Here is a 24,164-nt window from a genome sequence, read left to right on the forward strand (position 1 = left end):
AAAAAGAGAAAGTTAAAAAAATTTAATGCGCGGTAGACGACGTCTGTTGCGTCGCTGGCCGCATGTCGTGCCAGTTTGCTTCGATAAACTCAATGGCGGCGCTGCGCGTCAGCGGTCCCGCCACGTTGTGCCAACCTGCCGGAACCGGGGCAAAAGCGGGCCACAGGCTGTATTGCTGGCGCGCGTTAAGCAGCACAAAAAAATCGAGCGCGTCGTTATCAAACGGATTCTGTTGTTCAGACATGGTGGTTACCTTCAGAGGTTGATGTAGGGGAGAGAAAATCGGCCAGCAGCCAGCGGCAGCCGTCGATCAAACCGCCACGCCAGCACAACGCATCGTGCCCTCCGGCGAAGCGGCGAAAATGTAATTCATGGCCTGCGGCTTGCAGCGCCGGGACGATCTGCTGGTTGACGTACACCATGTCCGCCTCGCGATCGCCCACTTCCTGGAAAATCTTCAGCTTGCCCGGCGGTAAATCGCCCTGTTGCAGCCGCTCGAGTAGCAAGCCGGGTGCGTGCTGCTCGCGATTGGCGTAGTCGCGGATGTATTGCAGATGCGGCCACCAGAAGGAGCCGGATTGCGTAAGAATGCGGCCAAAACGCTGCGGCCAGTGCAATCCGGCATAGAGCGCGGCGAGTCCGCCATAGCTTTGCCCGGCCACCAGCGTGCGGTCAGCGTCGCTACTAAAGGCCGCGTGCTGGCGTGCCAGCGGCAACAGTTCCTGCTGCACCGCCTGCCAGAAGGTTTCATTGCACGGCAATTCGGCTTCGCGGTGCTGGCTGTCGATAACATCGATAAATAGCCAGCAGGCGGGCGGCAGGGCGCCATCGGCGGTGACCTGATCCAGCGCGCTGAAAATCGGTTGACCGTACACCCAGTTTTGTCCATCGAGCAGGATTGCCAGCGGACGCTGTTCGGGATGAGCGGCTGTTCCGGTGTTATAAAGCCAGACATTGCGCGTGACGTTGAGCAACGCGCTGTGCCACTGCAGGGTTTGCAGCGTATCCGGCCAGGTTTCCGCCATGCCGGCATCCAGCGCGCGCCAGGCCGATTGATCCGGCGCATCCGGCATGTGCGCGTTGCTCAGCGCAAAACGGCGGCTGCTGAGAAACGGCGGCGTGGGATTGAATTTGTAGGGGATCGCCAGCGGTATCAGCGAGATCCACCACTTACGCTGCAGCGCGCGGCAGTCGGCATCATCGCCACAAAACAGCGGCGGTAACTGCTGCGCGGTGGCGGGGATCAGGCTATAACTGCCGCGCCAGTCAGATTCAATGGCAGTCGACCAATGCCAGACGTTGCTGTCGCCGACGCGCACCAGACTTTCTGGCGCTTCGCTGTGGTGATCGGTGACGCCATTAATATCGACATAAACCCGTTTAGTGGAAGAACGTGCGGAATGTCCTTCGGGATCGCGCCAGAAGAAGTGCATGGTCGTTTGGCCGCTTTCGTCTCGCTCCACCAGCGGCGTACCGACCGCGTAAAGCCGCTGCCACCAGCTTTCGCTTCCTACTTCGGCCTGCTGCAACCATTGCGCAACTGTCCCGGCGGGCAACCACGTCTGCGTTGTATTTTCTGCGCTTGTTTGAAACATCCTGCAACCCATCTCCACATTTTGTTCACTGTCTTTATTTAACCAAAGCTAATGCAAATGCTATTGATAACGATTTACATTTGCAATATGATTTTTCGTTCCTGATAAACCTTCGTAATTTCAGTGGATTATTTTGTGAAGGACGTCACGCAGGGAAATTAGGACCGTCAATAACGCAAGAGATTAATATTTCAATCCGTTACGGCCATTGTCGTTAGGCGAGGGCGACTGAACGGATTATTTCATTTACAAGGCAGTTTGAAATAGAGATGGCAACTATGTCCGTTAACGCTAAAAATTCAGCAATACCTGCTGTGGCACGGCAGTTCAGATTCAATCCTCTGTACCTTTCTCTGGCCTCAATTCTGTTAGTGGCTCCGGCCGCCTTCAGCGTGGCCGCCGAAGAGACCCTTACCGTCAACGCCGACACGCGTGAAAGCGTGACTTCGCCGCTGCAGGGCTACGTGGCGAAAGAGAGCGCGGCAGGCACCAAAACCGCGACGCCGCTGCGCAAAACCCCACAATCCATTTCGGTGATTACCCGCGAGCAGATGGACGATCAGGCTGCGGCCTCCGTTGCGGATGCGCTGAGCTACAGCAGCGGCGTGTTGACCAACTATCGCGGTAACTCCAACCGTAATGATGAGATCATCGCGCGCGGTTTCCGCTACGCGCCAAAATTCCTTGATGGCCTGAGCTACGGTTTATCCGGCCAGGCGGGCGCAGCGGGGCAGATCGATCCCTGGTTGCTGGAGCGCGTAGAGATGATCCACGGCCCAGCTTCTGTGCTGTACGGCCAGGTGAATCCGGGCGGTATCGTGGCCATGACCAGCAAGCGCCCGACCGCGCAGAGCATTCACAAAGTACAGCTCAGCACCGGCAATCAGCATTTGGGTGAAGCGGCGTTTGATTTTGGCGGCAAGCTGAATGATGACAACACGCTGTTTTACCGCCTGAACGGTATTGCCAGCACCAAACATGAGTTCGTTAAGGACAATAAACAGCAGCGCATGGCGATTGCGCCAGCGATAACCTGGCTGCCAAACGCGGACACCAGCTTTACGCTGCTGACGATGTATCAGAACGAGCCGAAAGCGGGATACCGTAACTTCCTGCCGGCCAGCGGTACGTTGAAAGAGAGCAGCGCTGGGTTTATCCCTTACGATTTCAACGTCAGCGATCCGAGCTTCAACGAAGCCAAGCGCGAACAGACTTCGATCGGCTATATCTTCGAGCACAATTTAAGCGATAACATCAGCTTCACGCAGAATCTGCGCTACAGCAACATGGACGAATCGTACAAATATCTGGTGTATACCTTTGATGCCGATAACGATCACTCCATCAATCGTCGTCCACAGCATGACAAGATCAAGTCGAAAGAGTTGGGTCTTGATAACCAGCTGAAAGCCACCTTTGAAACCGGCAACATCGCGCACACCGTGCTCGGCGGGCTCGATTACAAGTGGAGCGACGTCGATAACAAACTGTGGCGCGACAGCGGCGATCAGTACATCCTCGACTGGGCGAATCCGACGCGCATCAGCATCAACGAGAGCGATTTGACACTCACTACCAGCACGCGCAAGAAGCTCGATCAGGTGGGTGTTTATCTGCAGGATCAGCTGGAGTGGAATCAGTGGAACCTGCTGCTCTCCGGACGTCACGACTGGAGCGAAGTGCGCACGCAGGATCGCACCGACGACAGCCAAACCCAGCAGAATGACAACAAGTTCACTGGCCGCGCGGGTCTGCTTTATGCATTCGATAACGGCATTTCACCGTACGTCAGCTACAGCACCTCGTTCGAGCCAAACCTCAACAGCGGCGCGCCAGGCACCGATCCTTTTAAACCGACCACCGGCGAACAGACCGAAGTGGGCGTGAAGTATCAGCCGGTAGGTTGGGATGCGGTGTTTACCGTGTCAGCGTTTGATATCACGCAGAAAAACATCACCGCTTATAACAGCGTGACCGGTTATAACGAGCAGATTGGTAAAGTGCGTTCGAAAGGCATCGAAACCGAAGCGCATGCGCAGATCACGCCAGAGATCAAACTGTTAGCGGCCTATACCTACACTGATGCGGTGACCAAAGAGAGCAGCATCACGCAGCGCATCGGCCATTCACCGTCGAGCATTCCGCGTCATGCGGCGTCGGCGTGGGGCAGCTATACCTTCCTTGATGGCGTGCTGAGCGGCTTAACGCTGGGCAGCGGCGTACGTTATACCGGCACCGCGCCAGCGGATGAAATTGGCGTCGACAAAGTACCGCACTACACGTTGTATGATGCGATGGCGAAGTATGAGCTGGGCGAAGCGGCGAAATCGCTGCGTGGCACCACGCTGCAGCTCAACGTCAATAATCTCGCGGATAAGCACTACGTGGCGTCATGCAGTAATGAAAGCGCCTGCTTCTACGGCAGCGGTCGCACCATTGTGGCTTCCGTCAGCTACAGCTGGTAATTCCCTCCGGCGGCCTGCGTGGCCGCCGTTTCGTTTCGCATTCCGTGCGACGCGCTTTTCAGCCAGGTATTTATTAAGCGGTTTTCGGAAAATACTGTATTTGTGTGACTGTCATCACTCTGCAAGTCACGTTAAAATACGCGCTTCTCATTTAGCAGGGGTTTTTCGTCACGATGTTATCGCGCTTCACTTTAGCCACTTTGATGGCAACAATCATGCTCACCGGCTGCGCCCGCCTTGCCGCCGTTACTGGTACATCTCATGACAGCACTGCGACTGCGGACGCGTCCGCCGCTCAGCCTGCAACCGGCGCGCCAATCGACAATAATGATTCGCCTTCTCCATTCGAGACCGGCCCAACGGTGATTAACGTTTCGCACCTGGTGACGCGTACCGATGACGGTTCTTCTGTCTATGTGACGGTAGATGGTCAGGATGCGGGGCTGCTGAAGAAGGGTGAAAAACGAGAAATTCGTGTTGCGCCAGGTAAACACCAGATTGGTGGTTACGTGCAGACGCTGTTTGGTTTTGGCAAAGTGACCATCGCATCCGTGGATGTCACCACCGATCCGAACAGCCCGAAAAACGTGGTCTATTCTGTAACGCGCCAGAAGCCCGCGTTCAGCGAAACCGACGCCACGCCGCCGAATAATTCCTGATGTATGGGTGCGCATAAATGCGCACCAGTATGGTTTTTTCAGGTCGCCATTGATGGCGACCTCCCAACATCAACTCCGGCTAAACACCAGCTTCAATCCCGCAACTGTGAAGCAGCAAGCCAGCAGCGCATCCAGCCCACGACGGATGCGGCGATAGAAAGCCGCCATCACCGCGGTGGAAAACAGCAGCGCGTAACCGCCAAACACCAGCACACAAATTGCCGCGCAGCCTGCAATAATCATCGGCAAGGTTGATGCCGCCGCACCCGGTTTTAACGCCACCGACATGATCGCCACCCACGTCAAAATCGCTTTAGGATTGCCGACGTGCATCAAAATGCCCTGACGAAACATTCTGCCGAAGCGCGCTTTTTCGCTGACCGGTGCGAATTCACTGGCATCTGGCCGACGCAGCGCCGATTTCCCCGCCTTGAACGCCAGCCACAGCAGATACAGTCCGCCGCCAATCTTCAGCACAATCAGCAGTTGCGCAAAGGTGGCCAGCACGGTGAGAACCCCGCAAGCCGCCAGAAGCGCCCACATCATTGAACCGCCAATCACGCCGCTCGCTAATGCCAGTGCCGCGCCGCGTCCCTGTTTCATCGCCGTGCCCATAATCGCCATATTGCTCGGGCCGGGACTGGCGGTAGCGACGAAATAGGTGGTGTAGATCAGAATCATTTCATGTGACAGCGCCATAGGTTCCTCGGTTAATCATGATGGATTACGCCGCGAGTATGTGCTGAATCGCCAGAAACATCGGGATTGCGCCAAATACATTGGGCGGCTCATGCAATGCCACAAATCCCAGGCGGGTGTAAAAATTCACGGCTTGGGGTTCAGCGTCAAGATAAACGCCTTTTACAGGTAATGCGTCATGGATTATTTTGACGTGTTCGAAGAATTCGCCTAACAAATCCTGTCCATAACCCTTGTTTTGTTCTTTGACGGCGACTCCCAGCATAACCAGGCGCACCACGCCGACTTCGGCTGGCATTGAACCGGACACCACGCCTGTGAGCTTTTGTCTCAACAGGGAGTAGGCGCTGAAGGTACAGATTCCCAGCAGTTCGCCGGTATTAGCGTCAATCAGCGCCTTCGCTGCACAGTTTCCCTCTTTTACGCTTTTTTTAAGCGGGTTGCGCACGAAGGAGTTGATAATTGCGTTGCCGCAATCGAAGTGCTTATTATCGGGATAGGTGATATCAGCCTGATAAGCGCACACCATAACGTCAGCGCTGTTATTCCGTGAATTTTCCATCTGCTCTTTTCCTTCGCATCAACGCTTGTAACGCCAGCGTCGGAGCTGCAGGTTCAGACATGAGCTGATTCACTTGCTGCCAACTCTCTTCTGAAAGCTGACGACGTCGCTGATTATCCAAAACGGTTTCTGCACGCTCAAGCGCCGCATTTAAGATAAAGGCACTCAAATCTAACCCTGCAGCGGTTGCTGCTTCCTTTAAGACTTCTTTGAGATTCGAACTGGTTTTTAACTCTACGCGCGCATCTTTAACGGCGCGCGTATCGGTGGAAAGTGCGGATACTTTTGGCATAGCGAGAGCCTCGTTGAGTAAAAACGCCTCCTGTTGACGTCAGTCCTTAAACTTATGCAGCGTTGCAATGTGAGTGAAGTCTTTCATTTCAGTTAGCTTGGTTCGGCTAATAACCGTATACGGATAATGTAAACCTGATCGCTTTGATAAGTCAACGCGTACGGATAATAGCCGTATAGCATTTGATGTCGGTTAAATTTACCTTGCTGCACGCTTACTTCCCGTGCAACTCCTTCCGCAACAGCACCAACTCGCCTGCCAAATCGCGGCACAGCATCGCCGTCATCAGATGATCCTGCGCATGCACCAAAATCAGCGTGACCGGTACTTTGCCGCTGCCTTCATCGGCGCCAATCAACGCGGTCTGGATTTTATGCGCGGCTTTCGCGGCCTCGTCGGATGCCGCTAAAGCCTCGTCCGCCCCTTGCCAGTCAGCTTTACGCGCCTGCTGGATCGCCATCATGGCTTGCGATCGCGCCTCACCGGCATTAATCAGCAACTCCATCATCGTTTGTTCAAAATCCATATCCGCCTCACTTATTGGTATGCCAAATTGGTAGTAACGATGCTACCGGAATACCAAAAATGAGTTCCGCGAGCATGATCACAGAAATTAACGGCGATTATCGCCATTTTGGTATGCCACGAACCATCAAGCTGATGCATAACACCTAAAACCGCTGAGGGTTGACCAATGTCTCTACAGGAACGTCTTATCGATTCACTGGGTAGCTTTGCCACGCGATTCAACAGCTACCGCTACATTATGGCGATCAAAGCCTCGTTTATTACGCTGATGCCGGTGATCATCGTCGGCGCGTTTTCGGTGCTGATTTCCAACATGGTGCTGGATCCGAAAAATGGCCTCGCCAGTTTCTCTGCGCTGTCGTTTCTCGCCGATCTGAAACCGATCACCAGCAGCATTAACTACGCCACGCTGAGCTTTCTGAATATCGGCGCGGTGTTTCTGATTGGTATCGAACTGGGCCGCATCAACGGCATTAAAACGCTGTTTCCCGGCCTGCTGGCGATCATCTGCTTCATCTCGGTGACGCCCACCACGCTGCAAATGCTGGTGGATGGCCAGATGCAGGTGGTAACCGATGTGCTGGCGAAACAGTTCTCCGATACCAAAAGTCTGTTCCTCGGCATGTTTATCGCCATTCTGTCGGTGGAGATTTACTGCCGGCTGGAGCAGGTTGAACGGCTGAAGATCAAAATGCCGGATACCGTGCCGCCGAACGTTGCCGCGTCATTTTCTGCGCTGATTCCGTCGATCATCACCGTCACGCTGGTCGCCACCTTTGGCTTTATCTTCCATCAGATCACCGGCATGTACCTGTACGACGCAGTGTACAAAGTGGTGCAGCAGCCGCTGGAATCGGTGGTGCAGAGCTTGTGGGGCATTCTGCTGCTGATGTTTGTTGCCCAGCTGTTCTGGGTGATTGGTATTCATGGCAACCAGATGGTGAAACCGATTCGTGAGCCGCTGCTGCTGGGGGCGATTCTGGTCAACATGAACGCCTTCGAGCAGGGCAAGGAAGCGCCAAACATCATCACCATGCCATTCTGGGACGTGTACATGAGCATCGGCGGTTCCGGCCTGACTATCGGGCTGTTAACCGCCGTGATGATTGCCACCAAACGCAAAGAGATGCGTGAAATCGCCAAACTGTCGTTTGGACCTGGCTTATTCAACATCAATGAGCCGGTGATTTTTGGTATGCCGATCATGCTCAATCCCATTCTCGCCATTCCCTTCATCATTACGCCGCTGGTCACCGGTTCGATTGGCTATTTCGCCACGGTGATGGGCTTTGCCGGTAAAGCGGTGGTGATGGTTCCCTGGACTACGCCGCCGATCATCAATGCGTGGCTTTCTACCGCCGGTTCGATGGGCGCGGTGGTGACGCAGATCATCTGCATCGTAGTTTCGGTGTTGATTTATCTGCCTTTTGTCAAGGTGGCCGCGCGTCGCGCCGAAGCGGCGGAAGCAAAAAATCTGCAGGCCGAACTGGCACAAAATTAAGGAGAATCTATGAGTAAGCACACCATTGCGCTACCGCAGGGCTTTATTCTCGGCGCGGCGGCATCGGCCTGGCAAACCGAAGGCTGGAGCGGCAAAAAAGCCGGGCAGGATTCGTATCTGGATGCCTGGTATCAGCAGGATCGCCACGTCTGGCATAACGGCTATGGACCGGCGGTAGCAACGGATTTTATCAACCGCTTCCGCGAAGACGTGGCGCTGATGAAAGCGGCGGGGCTGACGCACTATCGCACCTCGATCAACTGGTCGCGTTTTCTCACCGATTATGAAAACGCTGTGGTTGATGAGGAGTACGCGGCCTACTACGACCAGTTGATTGATGAGATGCAGCGACAGGGCATTGAACTGATGTTGTGTCTCGAACATTACGAACTGCCGCTGCAGTTGCTGGAGGAGTACGGCGGCTGGCAATCAAAACATGTGGTTGAGCTTTTTACTCGCTATGCCGAGAAGGTGTTTGCCCGCTACGCCGGAAAAGTGACGCGCTGGTTTGTTTTCAATGAGCCGATTGTGGTGCAGACGCGCGTCTATCTTGATGCGCTGCGCTGGCCGTATGAACAGAACACCCATAAGTGGATGCAGTGGAATCACCATAAAAATCTCGCCACGGCGAAGGTGGTCAAGCTGTTCCGCCAGCAGGGTTATGCCGGCACGGTGGGCACCATTCTCAATCCGGAAGTGACCTATCCGCGCTCTTCGGCGGCGCACGATGTTAAAGCCGCAAAAATCTACGATCTGTTTTACAACCGGGTGTTTCTCGATCCGGCGATCAAAGGCGTCTATCCAGCGGAACTGCTGCAACTGCTGGATAAACATGAGGTGCAGTGGGATGTCACCGAGGAAGAGCTGGCCATCATCGCCGCCAACACCGTCGATGAAGTGGGGCTGAATCTTTACTATCCGCATCGTGTTAAAGCGCCTTCACGCGCCTGGCACCCAGAGACGCCATTCCATCCCTCTTTTTACTACGAGCATTTTGAGCTGCCGGGCCGCCGCATGAACAGCTCGCGCGGTTGGGAGATTCAGCCACGCATTGTTTTCGACATGGCGCAGCGCATGAAAGAGGAATACGGCAATCTGCCGTGGTTTGTGGCTGAGAGCGGCATGGGCATTGAGAACGAAGCGCAGTTTAAGGATGCGCAGGGCGAAATTCAGGACGACTACCGCATCAACTTTATTGCTGAACATCTCTACCAGGCGGTGCGTGCGCGTGAGGCGGGCAGCAACTGTCAGGGCTACATGCTGTGGGCGTTCACCGACAACGTTTCACCAATGAACGCCTTCAAAAACCGCTACGGACTGATCGAGATCGACCTCGACAACCAGCGGCAGCGGCGGATGAAGAAATCCGCGCACTGGTTCCGTCAATTGCGCGATACCCAGCAATTGACCCTCAACATTGACGATGAAGCCAAATAAGGACCACCAATGAAACGCATTATTCTGGCCTGCGCGGCAGGCATGTCGACTTCGATGTTAGTCACCCGCATTGAGAAAGAGGCGGTAGCACGCGGTCTTGAGTACCAGATCTACGCCATTCCGGAACAGAACCTGCGTGAAGAGTTACAAAACTACGGTCAGGACGTGGTGGTGGTGCTGTTGGGACCGCAGGTGCGCTTTAAGCTGGAGGAGAATAAAAAGCTGACCGACAGCTATCAGCTGCCGATTGCGGTGATCGATACCGTGGCTTACGGCACGTTGAATGGTGCAAAGGTACTCGATCAGGCACTGGCTTTGGTACACTAGCGCCCAGATAGCAGTCAGGCTCCGGCTCGCACAGGACGCGGCCGGGCCGAATGCACCATGATGCAAAAGGGTGAGAGCGTGGAAAAAGCCGAAGCGCCACAAGAGAAAAAGCAGTATCAGGAAATTGGTCAGCATCTGCGTCAGCAAATCCTTGATGGTCATTATCCGGTTGGATCACGACTGCCGCCAGAGCGGCAGTTGGCCGAAACCTGGGGCGTGAGCCGCACCATTGTGCGTGAAGCGTTGCTAATGCTGGAGCTGGAAGGCACGGTGGATATTCGTCAAAGTTCTGGCGTTTACGTGATGCGTATTCCTTCGGAAAGCGAGGATGCGGAAGAGGCCTTTTTCCGCAGCGATGTCGGCCCGTTCGAGATGTTGCAGGCGCGTCAGCTGCTGGAGAGCAACATCGCGGCCTTCGCCGCCAAAATGGCCACCAAAGCCGATATTGAAAACCTGCGCCGCACGCTGGAGCAGGAGCAGCGCGCCATTGCACTCAACGACAGCAGCCAGGATAACGACAAGTTATTTCATCTGCTACTGGCAGGCGCGACGCAAAATCAGATGTTGCTCGATACGGTGACCAGCGTCTGGCGTCATCACGAAGCCAGCCCGCTCTGGCAGCAACTGCGACCGCAGTATGAAACCCGCGCCTATCGCCTGAAGTGGCTGGGCGATCATCAAACCATTCTGGCCGCGCTGCGACGCCGGGATGTGATGGGTTCCTGGCAGGCAATGTGGCAGCACCTGGAAAACGTCAAGAACACGTTGTTGGAGTTATCGGATGCCGACGCGCCTGACTTTGATGGCTATCTGTTCGAATCCGTGCCGATATTCCAGGGTAAGTTGATGTGATGAGGTCGCCATTCATGGCGTAATGCCGCTCAGTTAAGCGCCGTATCAAATCACCGCTTCTTCCGTAGCGGCGCGATTTATCGCGCAATGCATTGCGCCGCTACAATGTGAGCTCTCGGTAACTAAGGATTTTCACGTCTTAACTGACGAGCATAACGACCTAAATGCGGGCCCCTGTGTGACAGTAATTACAACGCAGCGCGCAAAGTTCAATGACTAAGCTGCACGATAAATCGCGACGCTACTCATGCTGGGTGAGCTTCGCGGTTAACGCACGCAGCGGCGTGCGCAATACCTCATGCAACGCGCGGATCGCTGGAGAGAACTGTTTGCGATGCGGGCAGATAAGGTGCAGCGGCGTGCTTTCGCCCGGCATCTCCGGCAGTACGCGCTCCAGCCTGCCGGCCAGCACATCGTCACACACATCAATCCACGATTTATAAGCGATGCCCATACCGGCGATGGCCCAGCGGCGCGCCACTTCGGCGTCATCACACAGCATGCGGCTTTTCACCGTGATCTGGCGGCGCATGCCATCCTGCGGGAAGGTCCATTTGTCGTACACGTGGCCGCCCATCATAAACAGCAGGCCATGATGGTGCTGGCCGATATCCTCCAGCTGTTGCGGGCGACCGTGACGATCAAGATAATCCGGCGACGCCACCATCACGCGGCGATTATCCTCCGCCAGCGGCAACGCCACGTAGCTGCTGTCTTCCAGCTTGCCGTAGCGAATGGCGATATCCACCGGATCGCGAAACACATCGCTGATCTGGTCGGAAAAGGAGAGCCGCACCGCCAGCGCCGGATGCGCGCGGCAAAAGTCAGTGATCAACGGCAGCAAAATATTGCGACCAATATCCGACGGCAGCGCGATTTTTAGCTCGCCGCTCAGCGCATCTTCATCGCTCTGCAAGCTTTCGGCACCGGCATGCATCAGCGCCAGCATCTCCTGCGCAAAGGGCAGATACTTTTCCCCTTCGGCGGTTAAGCGCAGGCTGCGGGTAGAACGGGCGAACAAGCGGCGATCCAATTCCCGCTCCAGCCGCTGAATTGCCGCGCTGACCTGTCCGGGCAGTAAATTCACCTCGCGCGCCGCGCGTGAAAAGCTGCCGAGTGCGGCTGAACGCACAAACAGAGTGACATCTTCCAGTCGGATCATCTTCTTATTCATCATGGTAGTCAGCAGGGATTTTCACTCTAAGAGTGAAAGTGTTCACCTGCAACTGGCATTTTTCATTGCGCTGCGGACCGCTATGCTGAATTTACTTCACCAAACCTGCTGATGAATAAGGATCTGCCTGATGAAAGCCATTGTTTATAGCCAAAACGGTTTACCGATTTCCGATGAAAATGCGCTGTATGAGCTTGAGGTTGATAAGCCAACGCCGGGCGCGCGCGATCTGCTGGTAAAAATTCACGCCATTGCGGTGAATCCGGTGGACACCAAAGTGCGCGCCGGTGCGCCAACCGATCAGCCGCGCATTCTCGGTTGGGATGCGGTAGGCGTGGTGGAAGCAGTGGGCGCAGACGTCACGCTGTTCCAGCCGGGCGACGAGGTGTTTTATGCTGGTGATATCACGCGCGCCGGCAGCTATGCCGAATATGGCCTGGTGGATGAACGCCTCGCCGGGCACAAACCGCGTTCACTGAATGACGCCGATGCCGCCGCGCTGCCGCTGACCTCGCTGACTGCGTGGGAACTGCTGTTTGATCGTCTTGAGGTACAAGCCGATGACAACGCCGCGCTGCTGATTATTGGCGCAGGTGGCGGCGTCGGTTCCATATTGACGCAACTCGCCAGCAAGCTAACCAAATTGACGGTGATCGGCACCGCTTCCCGCCCGGAAACGGCGGATTGGGTGCGTTCACTCGGTGCGCACCATGTGATTGATCATTCTCAACCGCTGGGCGAACAGCTGGCGGCGATTGGACATAAAGAGGTGCGCTATGTCGCCTCGCTGACGCATACCGACAGCTATTACGATCAGCTGATTGATGCGCTCGCGCCGCAGGGCAAGCTGGCGTTGATCGACGATCCCGAGACACTGGATGCGGTGCCGCTGAAGCGCAAAGCGATTTCACTGCACTGGGAATTGATGTTTACGCGCTCGCTGTTCCATACCGCCGATATGCAGCGCCAACATGAGATTCTGCAGCGCGTGAGCCACCTGATTGATGACCAAACGCTGCAAACCACCGCCGGCGAACATCACGGCATTATTAATGCCGCCAATTTGCGCAAGGCGCATGCGCTGATCGAAAGCGGTCGTGCACGCGGTAAGATCGTATTGAGCGGGTTTTAACCAAATTAACGCAATAAATCATGCAAACCACGCGCAATAAATTGCGCCGCTACGGATATCCGCAAGCTTCTGTAGCGGCGCGATTTATCGCGCTACAAAGAAAAAGGAATAGGCCATGACACTCAATGATGCAGTCGCTCGTCGTCACACTGTAAAAGCCTTTGAACAAGGTAAAAGCCTGCCGCAGGATGAAATCGAAACCCTGCTGAACGTGCTGCGCAACAGCCCGTCATCCGTGAACTCCCAGCCTTGGCATTTTGTGGTGGCGTCTACCGAAGCGGGTCGCGAGCAAATCGCCGCATCCACTGATGGCGCCTTTGCCTATAACAGCCCGAAAGTGCGCAATGCCTCGCACGTTATCGCGCTGTGCATGCGCACCGATCTGGATGAAGCGCATTTGCAGAACGTGCTCGATCAGGAAGATGCTGATGGCCGTTACGCCAGGCCGGAAAGCAAAGCGAACAATGACGTGGTGCGTCGCAGCTATGTCGATATGCATCGCTATGAATCACGCGATGTGCCGCAGTGGATGGAAAAGCAGGTTTATCTGGCGCTGGGTGGATTGTTGCTGGGCGCAGCGATGTTGGGCATTGATGCCACACCGATGGAAGGTTTTGACCAGCGTGCGCTGGATCAGGCGCTGGGCCTGCGTGAAAAAGGCTTTACCAGCGTGGTGCTGGTGTCGCTGGGCTATCGCAGCGATGCGGATTTCAACGCCGCGCTGCCGAAATCACGTTTGCCGCGTGACGAGATTTTTACCTTTATTTAAATATTTCGCGCAATAAATTGCGCCGCTACGGATGGACGCACGTTTCTGTAGCGGCGCGATTTATCGCGCAAGATCAATACGGAAACCGCAACGTAAAACGGTTCACACCCTGCTCGCTATGCATCTCACAACTTCCCTGATGTAAATGCATAATGCTGCGCACAATCGACAATCCCAAGCCGCTGCTGCCCTGATGATGTGACGCATCGGCGCGCCAGAAGCGATCAAAGATGTGAGCCTGCTGTTCCGCGCTCATTGCCGGGCCCTGATTCTCCACCATCAAAGCGCTGCCCCGATTGAAAATGCGCACGGTGGAATCTCGTTCGCCCTAGCACAAGGCGTTTGCCATCAGATTCGCCAGCGCGCGTTGCAGCAGTTGCGGATCGGCGTGCGCAGATCGTGCGCCTTATCAACATAAACCTGGCTCAACTGTTGATAACCCCGTTCAAGGCGCCCCAGCATCTAATTGAAAGCCGCCACCAGCGGCTGCAGTTCCGCTATCGCCTGTTCAGGCATTCGCTGCGACAAAAGGCGCACGTCAATCGCATCCGCCTGCGATAGCCAGCAGCATGCCCGCTGCAAGGGTGAGTTTGTTCGATTTCATCTTAATACTCCTGATTTGAAGGTAGGCCATCAGGATATGCTATCGGCTCTGACATCAGCGTGAGCGAGTTATGACAAAAGAATGACATGCGCACTTGTTATATAGAAATGACCTAACGTAATAGGTGGATCTAAAATTTGATAATCAGTATCGTAGACCACAGTTACTATAAGGATATAGGATGCAAAAGTTATGTTTAACAACAGTGAAGTCATCAGTTATCTTCAAGCAAATAAAATTCTCGCAATGAAACTTGACAATGCCGTTGATGCCGTCGGAAAACAGGTGGCGGAACAGGTCAAATCAATCGGTGCTGGTGCTACCCGAGCGTTGTTTTACACGTCCTGTTTCACTGATGAATATAACGATATATGCCTGCGGCAAAAAAATGAAGATATCCGTTTTCGGGATGGGGTTTACCGACTTCTCAGGCATGGAGATATTGGCTTTGAGATGCTTAAAGTATATTTTGAAGAACTGCTAAAATATAAAACTGCACAGCAATTAGAATACATAAAGAAAAAGCTTATGACGGTTAATGTTCATATTGCTGCAAGTTCACTGACTAACGCAGGTTTTGCTATGGCGGCAGCCAGTGCCGTTCGCATGGGATTAAACCTGAGTATGGAGATCAGCGCGCTGACAGGGCGAATAGCCGGTGGTGTAGTGGGAGCAGCAGCTTTGTATGGTATTGTTCAGAGGGCAGCAGATAGTGCGCACCGCCTTCAAACTCAATATCCCGTCTATTATTCAGCGCTCTATTTACAGAATCTGGAAATGATGTATTTCCTAATTGAACCCGTAATGCAACGCGCGAGTGCCCTGGATGCTCAGTGGGCAACTGAAGAAAATATTGCAGATATCATTACCCGGTTGATTAGGTAGCTATGATTAAATTTATAAAAGACTCAATGTGTTCATTAGTTAGATCGTTAGTATGGATATACGGACCGGCAATATTGACCATTGTCTTTGCATTACTTCAGGCTCATTTTTTTCCAGGAAGTCCAGTTTGGCCTATTGCGGTTTTCTTTATATTCGCGCTGGTCATCGTGGCTCGTTACATAAAATGATGAAGTTTAAAAAACTGTTAACAGATAAGGATATTGTATGTCGACGCCCGCACATTTATGGCTAGAAGATGAAAATTGCTCGCCTATTGTTGGAAGTTGTTTAATCCCACTGAGGTTAGGTTCTATCGAATTAAAATCATTTTCACACGGCATAACCATCCCAGTAGATCCAAATAGGGGAAAATTGACCGCAACGCGAGTCCATCAACCTATCGTGATAGTAAAAGAGTTCGACAAGATAACACCAATTCTTTATCGCGCTGTATGTGAAGGGCGCACACTTAAAAAAGCTACGATCAAGATGTATCGGATTCTTGAATCAGGCATTGAGTCCGAATATTTCAATATCATTTTGGATAACGTTAAAATCACCACGGTTTCGCCTTACCTTGCCCCAAATGGTCAGAGCAACACTCATGTTGAAACATTAGAGTTGCGTTATGAGGCGATCACCTGGAAGTACACGGAAGGAAATATTATTTACCGCGATACATGGAATGAATACGCTTGCGCGTGACACTATTTCAGTGACCAAAGTTATAAAGTGTATCCAAACTAAGTTTGTTTCCGCATAACGTTCATCTTCGGCATTAAGATTCTCTTACTGCCGAAGATAAAATTTCTTAACCCCTTCTGTTTAATAAGTATTCCCTCTGCATTAAATCCGTAATTTCTGTAGTGAGATCATGTCCACCATGTTATTAACTCTGTATGACGTTGTGAATTTAGCTACCTGCCGGAGATACAATGAAGAAAAGTTTGTCCTTTGCCTTACTGCTTTCACTGAGCGCGTTCAGCCACGCTTCATTTGCCCAGCAAACCTTGCGCTTCGGCGTTGATCCGACGTTCCCGCCGTTTGAATCCAAAGCCAGCGACGGTTCTTTGCAGGGCTTTGATATCGACCTCGGCAACGCGATCTGCGCCCAGGCCAAAGTGACGTGCCAATGGGTGCAGATTGGTTTTGATGGCAGCATTCCGGCGCTGCAGGCGAGAAAGTTTGATGCGATTCTTTCGGCGATGTCGATGACGGAGAAACGCCGCGAGCAGGTCGCCTTCAGCGACATGCTTTACGTCACGCCGAGCGCATTGCTCACACCCGCGAAAGCGCCGCTAACGGGAGACATTAACGCGCTGCGCGGCAAAAGAATCGGCGTCGCGCAGGGCACCATTCAGGAAACCTACGCCAAAGCGCAGTGGGCAACCAAGGGCGTGAGTGTGGTTTCTTACCCTAATCAGATGGAGATCTATCCTGACTTGGTGGCGGGACGGCTCGACGCCAGCCTGGCCAATGCGGTTTCGGCAGAACAAGGTTTTCTTAACACGCCAGCCGGCAAAGACTACGTCATCAGCGCCACGCTGGTGGATAAAGAGGTATTGGGCAATGGCGTGGGCATTGGATTGCGTAAAGACGATGCGGCCAATCTGAAGTTGATCAACAGCGCGCTGGCCGAACTGCACAGCAACGGCACTTACGATCAACTGGCGAAGAAGTACTTCAAATTCAAGGTCTATCCGTAAAATTCATCTGCACGCAAGGTCGCCATTGATGACGACCTTGCCCACCAACCGCACCCACACTCACTCAAAAATCATGACGAACTTACCGCACTACCCAACTCAACGCGCCCGCTTTCTCGCCGCCGTCAAACGGCAAAACGGCGCATTAACGTCCTACGCGCATCCGTTACCCGGCCCGCAGGGCGAGGAACTTTTCACTGACGTAGCGGTAATCGGCGATGCCAACGCATCACGGCTGATGCTGGTGATCTCCGGCACGCACGGCGTAGAAGGCTATTACGGCTCCGATTGCCAGATCGCCTGGCTGGATACCTTCAACCTCACGGCGCTGCCCGCGGATACCGCTATCGTGATGCTGCATTTGCTCAATCCGTGGGGCGCGGCGCATTTACGCCGCGTCAATGAAGACAACATCGACCTCAATCGCCACTTTATCGATTTTTCACAGCCCACACCCGCCAATCCCGATTACGCCGCGTGGCATGGCATTTACCACGGCGATCGCGCCCGCGCCGATAAGCTGTTAGCTGACGCGCTCAACAGCGTCGGTTGGCCGGCAATAAAACGCGTGGTGGAAGCGGGGCAATATGGCGCGGCGGACGGATTCTTTTACGGCGGCCAGCAGCCAGGCTGGTCGTATCGCACGCTGCAAACCATCATCGCCGATCACTTGTCGCAGGCCAAAACCATCATCAGCTTCGATCTGCACACCGGCGCGGGCGCATGGGGACATCCGATGCTGCTGTCGATTGCCGAGCAGCGTTTTGCCGCACATGACTGGGGCAAGGAGATTTATGGAGAATGGTTAACGCTGCTATTCACCGGAACAGGGCGCGACAGCGAAACCGGCGTGACCGCGACGGCTACCGGCTATGTGTCGCAATTTCTGCTGACGTCGCTACCGAAGACGCAGATTTTGCCGCTGGTGGTGGAGTGCGGCACCTATCCTGGCGAGGAGATGCATCGCCGCGTGCGCGACGATCACTGGCTGCATCTGCAAGGCGATCCAGCCAGTGAAAGCGGGCGGGCGATTAAGCAGGAGCTGGTGGAAGGATTCTGGCCCGCCGACGCTGACTGGCGCGCGCTGGTGGCTTTTCGCACCCAGCAGATTTTTGTGCGTGGCTGGCGGGCGTTGATCGATTTATAAGCGTCCGTAAAACGTCATGCGGGCGGTTTCCGACAGGGCAATGCCTGGCTCGGTGTTATACGCCAGCACCGCCAGCATGCGGGTGATATCGCCTTCGGTTGGCGTAACGCGATGCAGCGAATTGCGCCCACGGAACAGCACCAAATCCCCGGCATCAATCGCCAGCGCTTCCACCGGCTGGCGCTGATCCAGCACCGCCGCCACACCGTCGAAATTCATCTCACCGGCATCGGCATCGCGCAGATCTTTCACATACTGGAACACGGCGCCGGCGCGCGGTTTCTGCACCAGCAGCGTGATGGCGAACGACGAGTTATCAAAGTGCCAGCCAAGTTCCTGGCCGTCGGGCGCGTAGTGCAGATTGATCGACGAAAGCGGATCGGCATACGGATAGAGCGCCTCTTCACCCAGCACATCGCACAGGAAGCTTTTGAACAGTTCATCGTTGTAGAGCTGGCGCAGCGGCGAATCGGCGGCAATCACATCATCGGTGATGCAGCCTTTGGTGCTAATGACATCGCGATTACGCGGATGATCGGCGCTGAAAGCCTCATCTTTTTTCATCAGATAAACGTTGTGTTTGCTGGCGGTGTGATACGCCAGATGGCGCTGCGCATCGCCTTCGGCAATGATGGCCTGCAGCGCAGCGGGCTGTAGGAACTGACGCAAAACTAAAGCGCCGTGCTGATTAAGTTGCTCACGGCAGGTGCGACGCCAGTCGGCATCGGCCAGCGGATGCAGATCGAAACGAATCAAGGCAGACATAGTTTTACTTCTCATGTGTTACAGGTGTGTAAAGACTGTAACTCGCTGATATGTTAATACGTAACGATAAAAATTTAACACCTTGCTAAGGAAACCTTAATGCCCGCGCCATCACCGCGTTTGCCCAAAATCAGCGTCATTCAATCCTTCAAAGTGGCGGCGGAACTGGGCAGCCTGGCGAAAGCGGCTGCGCAGCTGGCGTTAACGCCCGCCGCCGTGAGCCAGCAAATTCGCCAGCTGGAAGAGCAGTTGGGCAGCACGCTGTTTGTGCGTACACAAAGCGGCGTGATGCTGACGGAGATGGGCAAAGAGTATCTGCGTTATGTCACTGAGGCGTTCGACATTCTGCACCTCGGCCAGCAAAACCTGCGCCATGCGGCGTCGGCACCACGATTAACGCTCTATTCGCTGCCGGCGCTGGCCTCAAAATGGCTGCTGCCGAATATTGCGCAGTGGCGCGCGCACTGTCCGGAAATCGATTTATCGCTGCACGGCACCCATACGCAGGTGGATTTCAATGCCACGCCGGCCGATTTCGTCATCTGTTTCGGCGAAGATCGCTATCCCCAGCTGGATAAGCAGCTGCTGTTTCTCGATGAGGTGTTGCCGGTGGCGAGCCTGGCGCTACTGCATCGTTTTGCCGGTATGGAGGTGTTGCAGCATGCGCCGCTGATTCACCTCGACTGGGGCAACGAAGGGCGTTTCTTACCTGACTGGCGCAGCTGGTTCAGGCTAAAGGCATTGACGATGCGCCACCGCAGCCGTCGTTCAGTTTCAATCTTACCTCGCTGGCGATTGATGCCGCCGTGGCAGGCGCGGGCTTGCTGCTCGGTCAGCGGCGTTTGATTGCCAACGAGCTGGCGCGCGGCGAGCTGGTGGTTGTCGATCCGCTTAGCTTGCCGCTCAGCAAACCCTATTTCCTTGCCTGGCCGCAGCGCTCGCTCAGCCAGCCGGGCAGCACTGCGCTAATCCACTGGCTCACGCAGCTGGCGGGATAATATACCCATTCGTAGCATCGCCCTTTATGGCGACCTGGAAAAGAAAGGGAGTTCATCAATGACCGCAGATCTCAACTTCTGGCTCACCGCGCTGGTGGTGGGCACCACCATTTTGCTATGGGCCAGCGCGCGTTTGCCGGAATACGTCACCGCGCTGCTGTTTTTCACGGCGGCGATGTTGCTAAAGTTGGCTCCTGCCAGCAGCATATTCAGCGGTTTTGCCTCGTCGGCGTTTTGGCTGGTACTCAGCGGGTTTGTGCTGGGCGCGGCGATCCGCAAAGTTGGTCTGGCGCAGCGCTGGGCGAACTGGCTGGTGGTGCCGCTTAGCCAAAGCTGGCCGCGTATGATTGCGGGAACCGTGCTGCTGACTTATCTGCTGGCGTTTGTTATGCCCTCAAATATGGGACGCATCGCGCTGCTGATGCCGGTGGTGCTGGCGATGGGCGAACGCGCAGGAATCAAAGCGGGCAGCCGCGGCAGTATTGGCCTGGCGCTGGCAGTGGGATTTGGCACCTTCCAGCTCTCCGCCAGTATTTTGCCCGCCAACGTGCCGAATCTGGTGCTGAGCGGTGCGGCGGAGAGCGCGTATCAGCTGCATCTGCAATGGTTGCCGTGGTGGTTGCTGCATATGCCGGTGGTGGGCGTCGTTAAGGGCTTGTTGTTGATAGGTTGCCTGCTGTTTCTGTTTCGCGCGCAGCCCAAAGCGGTCCACCAGCGCGACAGCTTAACCGCGCTTAGCCGCAGCGAGTGGCGCTTGATTGGTCTGCTGGCGATCACTTTGCTGCTGTGGATGACCGACAGCGTGCACGGCTTACCGGCTGCGTGGGTGGGATTGGCGGCAGCCTGTATCTGTTTATTGCCGCGCGTAGGTTTTATCTCCAGCGAGGACTTTGCCAGCGGGGTAAATTTCCGCACCTGCATTTACATTGCCGGATTCCTTGGCGTCGCCACATTGGTGGTGGATTCAGGCCTGGGACGGATGATCGCCAATGCGTTGCTTAACGTGTTGCCGCTGCACGAACACCCATCTTTCAGCAATTTCGCGGTGCTCAATGCGCTGGTGTCGCTACTGAATTTCGTGCTCACCGCCAACGGCGTACCGGCGATGGTGACGCCGATGGCGCAAGAACTGGCGAACGCGTCTGGCTTTCCGCTGCTCACCGTGATCATGTTGCAGGTGTTTGCCTACGCTACGCCGCTGCTGCCGTATCAGGCATCGCCGGTGGTGGTGGCGATGGGACTCGGCAACGTTCCGGCGAAGGCCGGTTTACAGCTGTGCGCACTGATTTTTCTGCTTAGCGCGGTGTTGCTGTTACCGCTGGATTATCTGTGGTTTCGGCTGCTAGGCTATGCCTGATGTCTTTGCCAGAGATTGCCTATGCCAGCCAATAATGATTGGGTTGATTTTCGTCGTGATGATGAGACCGGAATTGAAAGCGTCAACGCGCACTTTCGCGGACACGCTTACGATCCGCACGATCACGACGAACTGCTGGTGGGCGTGACGCAGCAAGGTTTACAGCGCTTCAACTGCCACCGTTCGCTGCACACCAGCACGCCGGGCCGGGCGATTATGATTGAACCGGGTGCGGTCCACGATGGCCATGCGCCGGACGCCGAGGGTTTCACTTACGTGATGCTCTATCTGCCGCAGAGCTGGGTGGCGGAGATGATGCAGCGTCGCGGCTTGGGCGATGTATCGAATATCGAAGGCGCTTTCCGCCACACGTTGACTGACGATGCGCTGTTAGCCAGCGCCATTCAGCAAGCCTGGTTTGCCGTACATCAGGGCGAAGGGCGGTTGGCGCGCGATCAAAGCCTCGATCATTTGCTCACCCTGCTGTCACGCCATCTGGATACCAAACCCAGCCTGCAGCACAGCGAAGCGATGCGTCAGATGCAGCTGCTGCGCGACTATCTGCACGATTTTATGGCGCAGGATATTGGTCTGGATGAGCTGTCGCGCCTTTCCGGCATTGATCGATTTCGCCTGACGCGCCAGTTCAAACAGGCGTTCGGCCAATCGCCGCATGCCTATCTGGTACGTTTGCGTTTGCGCAGCGCGCGCACGTTGCTGGCGCAGGGCATTGAGCCGGTGCAGGTGGCGGCGCAGGTAGGATTTGCCGATCAAAGTCATTTGGGCCGTTGGTTCCAGCGCGCCTATCGCATGACGCCCGCCGCTTATCAACGTCAGTGCACAAACGTTCTATACGCTTCCCCGCCTGCTCTTAGATGATGAGGTTTTCGTTGTCATTGGAGAGTTGTTGCAGATGTTTGATACCAAAATCGCCCTGATCGTACGTGATGATTTAGCCACCTGGCAGCGCCTGAATGTGGTGGCGTTCCTCGCTACCGGCGTGGCGTCCGCCGCCCCCGAGATGATGGGCGAACCTTATATTGATGCCAAAGCGCGACAGTACGGCAACATGGCGGGCCAGCCGATGCTGGTGTTTGCCGGGGATTTAGCCGGTTTGCAGCGTGCGCACCGTCAGGGACTGGAGCGCGAGTTAACCATTATTCCTTACGTGGAAGCGATGTTTTCTACCGGCCACGACGCGGCGAACCGCGAAGTGTTTATGGCGGAGGATGCTGATCATTTGAATCTGGTCGGCATTGCGCTGCGCGGCCCGAAGAAGGCGGTGGATAAGGCGATTAAGGGATTGGCGTTGCACGGGTAAAGCACGTTTTCCCTCACACTAACCCTCTCCCGCGGGCGGGAGAGGGCCAGGGTGAGGGCGCTATTAAACAAACTTATCCGCCGCGCTCAGCAACAAATCTTCCCGCCCACGCAGCGCCAGCAGCTCCAGCCCAATCGGCAAACCTGCGGCGCTGAATCCCGCTGGAATGCTGATCGCCGGTGCGCCGGTCACCGCTGAAATCAGCGCGTTGCTGCCATCCTGCATCTCACCGTGCTTAACCGGCGCACGGCGCACCACCGGATAAGCCAACAGATTGATCTGCTGCGCGGCGAAAAATTCAGCCAGCTGCAAATACAGATCGCGCTGACGCTGCTGCACCCGCCGGTAACCTTCACTCTCAACGCCCGGATGCTGGGCCCGCGTGGTAAACACCGTTTCCAACTGAGGATGATAGCGCCCGGACGCCACCACTTCCGCCAGCGTGCGGACCTGCGCCTGCGATTTATCCGCCAGATACGCCGCCAGCGCAGCGGCAAATTCGTAGCCGATGATATTGGCGTCGGCGGCCAACGTCTCCAGCTGCGGATAACTCACCTCACGCGGCGCGAAATCCGCCAGCGCCGCGCGAACCGCCTGATTAATCTCGTCTTCATCGGCTGCAAACCCTTCCAGCCAGATGCCGATGCGCAGCGGCTCATCGCTCTCCGCAAACTGTTGTCCGCTGAGAATTTCAGATGCTAAACGTAAATCCGCCGCCGACCGCGCCAGCGGGCCGGGAATATCCTGAGTTGGCGACAGCGGCACAATGCCGTCGGTGCTGATTGCACCGCGCGTCATGCGCAGGCCAAAAAGATGGTTAAACGCTGCCGGAATGCGCACCGATCCGGCGGTATCGCTGCCGATCGCCAGCGGCACGTAACCGGCTGCGACCGCCACGGCGGAACCGCTGCTCGATCCGCCCGGCGAGCGGCCTTCAACCCACGCATTGTGGGTAAATCCGCTTAACGACGACGCGCCGGTAATGCCCGCCGCCAGCTCGTGCATGGCGGTTTTGCCGATCAGAATCGCACCTGCCTTTTTCAGTCGGGTAACCAGCGGCGCATCGTCGCTGGCGATAACCTCACGCAGCAGCACCGAACCGGCGCTGGTTGGCCAGCCCTTCACTTCGATATTGTCTTTAATCAGCACCGGAATCCCTTCCAGCGGTCCCGCCACCTCGCCGCGCTGACGACGCGCATCGCTGGCGTCCGCTGCCGCTAGGGCTTGTTCGGCAAACAGCCAGGTGATGGCGTTGTAGCGCGGTTGATCCACCTCGCCAATGCGCTGCAGCGCGAAGGTAGCTAACTGGCGCGCGCTCACCGTGCGCTGGGTCAGCGCCTGATGTAAATCGTTAATCGAAGCGGTGAGATAATCAGCGTATTGCATTAG

Annotated in this window: 25 protein-coding genes and 1 pseudogene; 16 read left to right on the top strand and 10 right to left on the bottom strand. The window is 55.3% G+C overall.

The window, feature by feature from the left end; translation table 11 throughout:
• Positions 1-22: 22 nt before the first annotated feature.
• The gene (locus Q3H59_RS22395) at positions 23-244 is read right to left on the bottom strand and encodes an MbtH family protein (RefSeq protein ID WP_110866731.1); all 222 of its coding nucleotides are present in this window, start codon (positions 242-244) and stop codon (positions 23-25) included.
• Positions 237-1,595 (bottom strand): enterochelin esterase, encoded by a 1,359-nt coding sequence (gene fes, locus Q3H59_RS22400; protein WP_309837358.1) that lies wholly within the window; start codon positions 1,593-1,595, stop codon positions 237-239. The genes Q3H59_RS22395 and fes overlap by 8 nt, the downstream gene beginning before the upstream one ends.
• Positions 1,596-1,873: 278 nt before the next feature.
• On the opposite strand from fes, the gene Q3H59_RS22405 reads away from it, so the two are divergent.
• Both Q3H59_RS22405 and Q3H59_RS22410 read left to right on the top strand, forming a co-directional pair.
• Positions 1,874-4,060 carry a TonB-dependent siderophore receptor gene (locus tag Q3H59_RS22405; protein WP_309837360.1) on the top strand — a complete coding sequence of 729 codons (2,187 nt, stop codon included), beginning with the start codon at positions 1,874-1,876 and terminating at the stop codon, positions 4,058-4,060.
• Positions 4,061-4,233: 173 nt separating this feature from the next.
• Positions 4,234-4,719, top strand: coding sequence for a hypothetical protein (locus Q3H59_RS22410; RefSeq protein WP_101761737.1), 486 nt, complete (start codon positions 4,234-4,236; stop codon positions 4,717-4,719).
• Between the two features lie 69 nt (positions 4,720-4,788).
• Here the strand turns inward: Q3H59_RS22410 and Q3H59_RS22415 are convergent, their stop codons facing one another.
• The 4 genes from Q3H59_RS22415 to Q3H59_RS22430 form a co-directional block, all read right to left on the bottom strand.
• Entirely contained in the window at positions 4,789-5,418 is a 630-nt protein-coding gene (locus Q3H59_RS22415) for a LysE family translocator (RefSeq protein ID WP_309837363.1), read from the bottom strand.
• A gap of 25 nt (positions 5,419-5,443) precedes the next feature.
• On the bottom strand, positions 5,444-5,980 hold the full coding sequence (locus Q3H59_RS22420) for a GNAT family N-acetyltransferase (RefSeq protein ID WP_309837366.1): 537 nt from the start codon (positions 5,978-5,980) through the stop codon (positions 5,444-5,446).
• The gene (locus tag Q3H59_RS22425; protein WP_110866736.1) at positions 5,961-6,272 is read right to left on the bottom strand and encodes a DUF1778 domain-containing protein; all 312 of its coding nucleotides are present in this window, start codon (positions 6,270-6,272) and stop codon (positions 5,961-5,963) included. Before Q3H59_RS22425 ends, Q3H59_RS22420 begins: the two co-directional genes overlap by 20 nt.
• Positions 6,273-6,486: 214 nt before the next feature.
• Positions 6,487-6,798 carry a PTS lactose/cellobiose transporter subunit IIA gene (locus Q3H59_RS22430; protein WP_192234604.1) on the bottom strand — a complete coding sequence of 104 codons (312 nt, stop codon included), beginning with the start codon at positions 6,796-6,798 and terminating at the stop codon, positions 6,487-6,489.
• 168 nt (positions 6,799-6,966) lie between these two features.
• Here Q3H59_RS22430 and Q3H59_RS22435 point away from each other — a divergent pair, with 168 nt between their 5' ends.
• From Q3H59_RS22435 to Q3H59_RS22450, 4 genes are all read left to right on the top strand, one after another.
• The gene (locus tag Q3H59_RS22435; protein WP_110866738.1) at positions 6,967-8,301 is read left to right on the top strand and encodes a PTS sugar transporter subunit IIC; all 1,335 of its coding nucleotides are present in this window, start codon (positions 6,967-6,969) and stop codon (positions 8,299-8,301) included.
• 9 nt (positions 8,302-8,310) lie between these two features.
• Positions 8,311-9,738, top strand: coding sequence for a glycoside hydrolase family 1 protein (locus Q3H59_RS22440; RefSeq protein ID WP_309837370.1), 1,428 nt, complete (start codon positions 8,311-8,313; stop codon positions 9,736-9,738).
• Between the two features lie 9 nt (positions 9,739-9,747).
• Entirely contained in the window at positions 9,748-10,065 is a 318-nt protein-coding gene (locus Q3H59_RS22445; RefSeq protein WP_008110135.1) for a PTS sugar transporter subunit IIB, read from the top strand.
• Between the two features lie 78 nt (positions 10,066-10,143).
• Positions 10,144-10,917: an FCD domain-containing protein gene (locus Q3H59_RS22450; protein WP_036650080.1), complete on the top strand. Its 774-nt coding sequence runs from the start codon at positions 10,144-10,146 to the stop codon at positions 10,915-10,917.
• A gap of 241 nt (positions 10,918-11,158) precedes the next feature.
• Here the strand turns inward: Q3H59_RS22450 and Q3H59_RS22455 are convergent, their stop codons facing one another.
• Entirely contained in the window at positions 11,159-12,079 is a 921-nt protein-coding gene (locus tag Q3H59_RS22455; protein WP_192413490.1) for a LysR family transcriptional regulator, read from the bottom strand.
• A gap of 142 nt (positions 12,080-12,221) precedes the next feature.
• On the opposite strand from Q3H59_RS22455, the gene Q3H59_RS22460 reads away from it, so the two are divergent.
• The gene (locus Q3H59_RS22460; RefSeq protein ID WP_309837371.1) at positions 12,222-13,223 is read left to right on the top strand and encodes a zinc-binding alcohol dehydrogenase family protein; all 1,002 of its coding nucleotides are present in this window, start codon (positions 12,222-12,224) and stop codon (positions 13,221-13,223) included.
• 115 nt (positions 13,224-13,338) lie between these two features.
• On the top strand, positions 13,339-13,992 hold the full coding sequence (nfsB, locus tag Q3H59_RS22465; protein ID WP_277975084.1) for an oxygen-insensitive NAD(P)H nitroreductase: 654 nt from the start codon (positions 13,339-13,341) through the stop codon (positions 13,990-13,992).
• Positions 13,993-14,065: 73 nt separating this feature from the next.
• Here nfsB and Q3H59_RS22470 read toward each other — a convergent pair whose 3' ends face one another.
• A complete protein-coding gene (locus Q3H59_RS22470) occupies positions 14,066-14,272 on the bottom strand; it encodes a HAMP domain-containing sensor histidine kinase (protein ID WP_280173217.1) in 207 nt (68 codons plus the stop codon).
• A 516-nt stretch (positions 14,273-14,788) separates the two neighbouring features.
• Here Q3H59_RS22470 and Q3H59_RS22475 point away from each other — a divergent pair.
• The 4 genes from Q3H59_RS22475 (at position 14,789) to Q3H59_RS22490 (ending at position 18,334) form a co-directional block, all read left to right on the top strand.
• Positions 14,789-15,481 (top strand): hypothetical protein, encoded by a 693-nt coding sequence (locus tag Q3H59_RS22475; RefSeq protein ID WP_309837372.1) that lies wholly within the window; start codon positions 14,789-14,791, stop codon positions 15,479-15,481.
• Between the two features lie 225 nt (positions 15,482-15,706).
• Positions 15,707-16,186, top strand: a complete 480-nt coding sequence (locus tag Q3H59_RS22480; RefSeq protein WP_309837373.1) for a type VI secretion system tube protein TssD — start codon at positions 15,707-15,709, stop codon at positions 16,184-16,186.
• A 230-nt stretch (positions 16,187-16,416) separates the two neighbouring features.
• Positions 16,417-17,187 carry a transporter substrate-binding domain-containing protein gene (locus Q3H59_RS22485; protein WP_192413220.1) on the top strand — a complete coding sequence of 257 codons (771 nt, stop codon included), beginning with the start codon at positions 16,417-16,419 and terminating at the stop codon, positions 17,185-17,187.
• Positions 17,188-17,260: 73 nt separating this feature from the next.
• Positions 17,261-18,334: a DUF2817 domain-containing protein gene (locus Q3H59_RS22490; RefSeq protein WP_309837889.1), complete on the top strand. Its 1,074-nt coding sequence runs from the start codon at positions 17,261-17,263 to the stop codon at positions 18,332-18,334.
• On the opposite strand, the gene Q3H59_RS22495 is transcribed toward Q3H59_RS22490, so the two are convergent.
• A complete protein-coding gene (locus tag Q3H59_RS22495) occupies positions 18,329-19,099 on the bottom strand; it encodes a 2OG-Fe(II) oxygenase (RefSeq protein WP_110866747.1) in 771 nt (256 codons plus the stop codon). The two genes, Q3H59_RS22490 and Q3H59_RS22495, sit on opposite strands and share 6 nt — an antisense overlap.
• A gap of 99 nt (positions 19,100-19,198) precedes the next feature.
• On the opposite strand from Q3H59_RS22495, the pseudogene Q3H59_RS22500 reads away from it, so the two are divergent.
• The 4 genes and pseudogenes from Q3H59_RS22500 to Q3H59_RS22515 all read left to right on the top strand — a co-directional run bounded on the left by Q3H59_RS22500 (position 19,199) and on the right by Q3H59_RS22515 (position 22,775).
• Positions 19,199-20,097, top strand: a pseudogene (locus tag Q3H59_RS22500) (LysR substrate-binding domain-containing protein).
• Positions 20,098-20,155: 58 nt separating this feature from the next.
• Entirely contained in the window at positions 20,156-21,454 is a 1,299-nt protein-coding gene (locus tag Q3H59_RS22505) for an SLC13 family permease (RefSeq protein ID WP_309837374.1), read from the top strand.
• 21 nt (positions 21,455-21,475) lie between these two features.
• The gene (locus Q3H59_RS22510; RefSeq protein ID WP_309837375.1) at positions 21,476-22,333 is read left to right on the top strand and encodes an AraC family transcriptional regulator; all 858 of its coding nucleotides are present in this window, start codon (positions 21,476-21,478) and stop codon (positions 22,331-22,333) included.
• A 34-nt stretch (positions 22,334-22,367) separates the two neighbouring features.
• On the top strand, positions 22,368-22,775 hold the full coding sequence (locus tag Q3H59_RS22515) for a DUF2000 family protein (RefSeq protein ID WP_110866750.1): 408 nt from the start codon (positions 22,368-22,370) through the stop codon (positions 22,773-22,775).
• Between the two features lie 63 nt (positions 22,776-22,838).
• On the opposite strand, the gene Q3H59_RS22520 is transcribed toward Q3H59_RS22515, so the two are convergent.
• Positions 22,839-24,161 carry an amidase gene (locus tag Q3H59_RS22520; protein ID WP_309837376.1) on the bottom strand — a complete coding sequence of 441 codons (1,323 nt, stop codon included), beginning with the start codon at positions 24,159-24,161 and terminating at the stop codon, positions 22,839-22,841.
• Between the last annotated feature and the right edge of the window lie 3 nt (positions 24,162-24,164).

Origin of the sequence: Pantoea sp. SORGH_AS_0659, assembly GCF_031453915.1 — a bacterium.
Lineage (GTDB): Bacteria > Pseudomonadota > Gammaproteobacteria > Enterobacterales > Enterobacteriaceae > Pantoea > Pantoea leporis.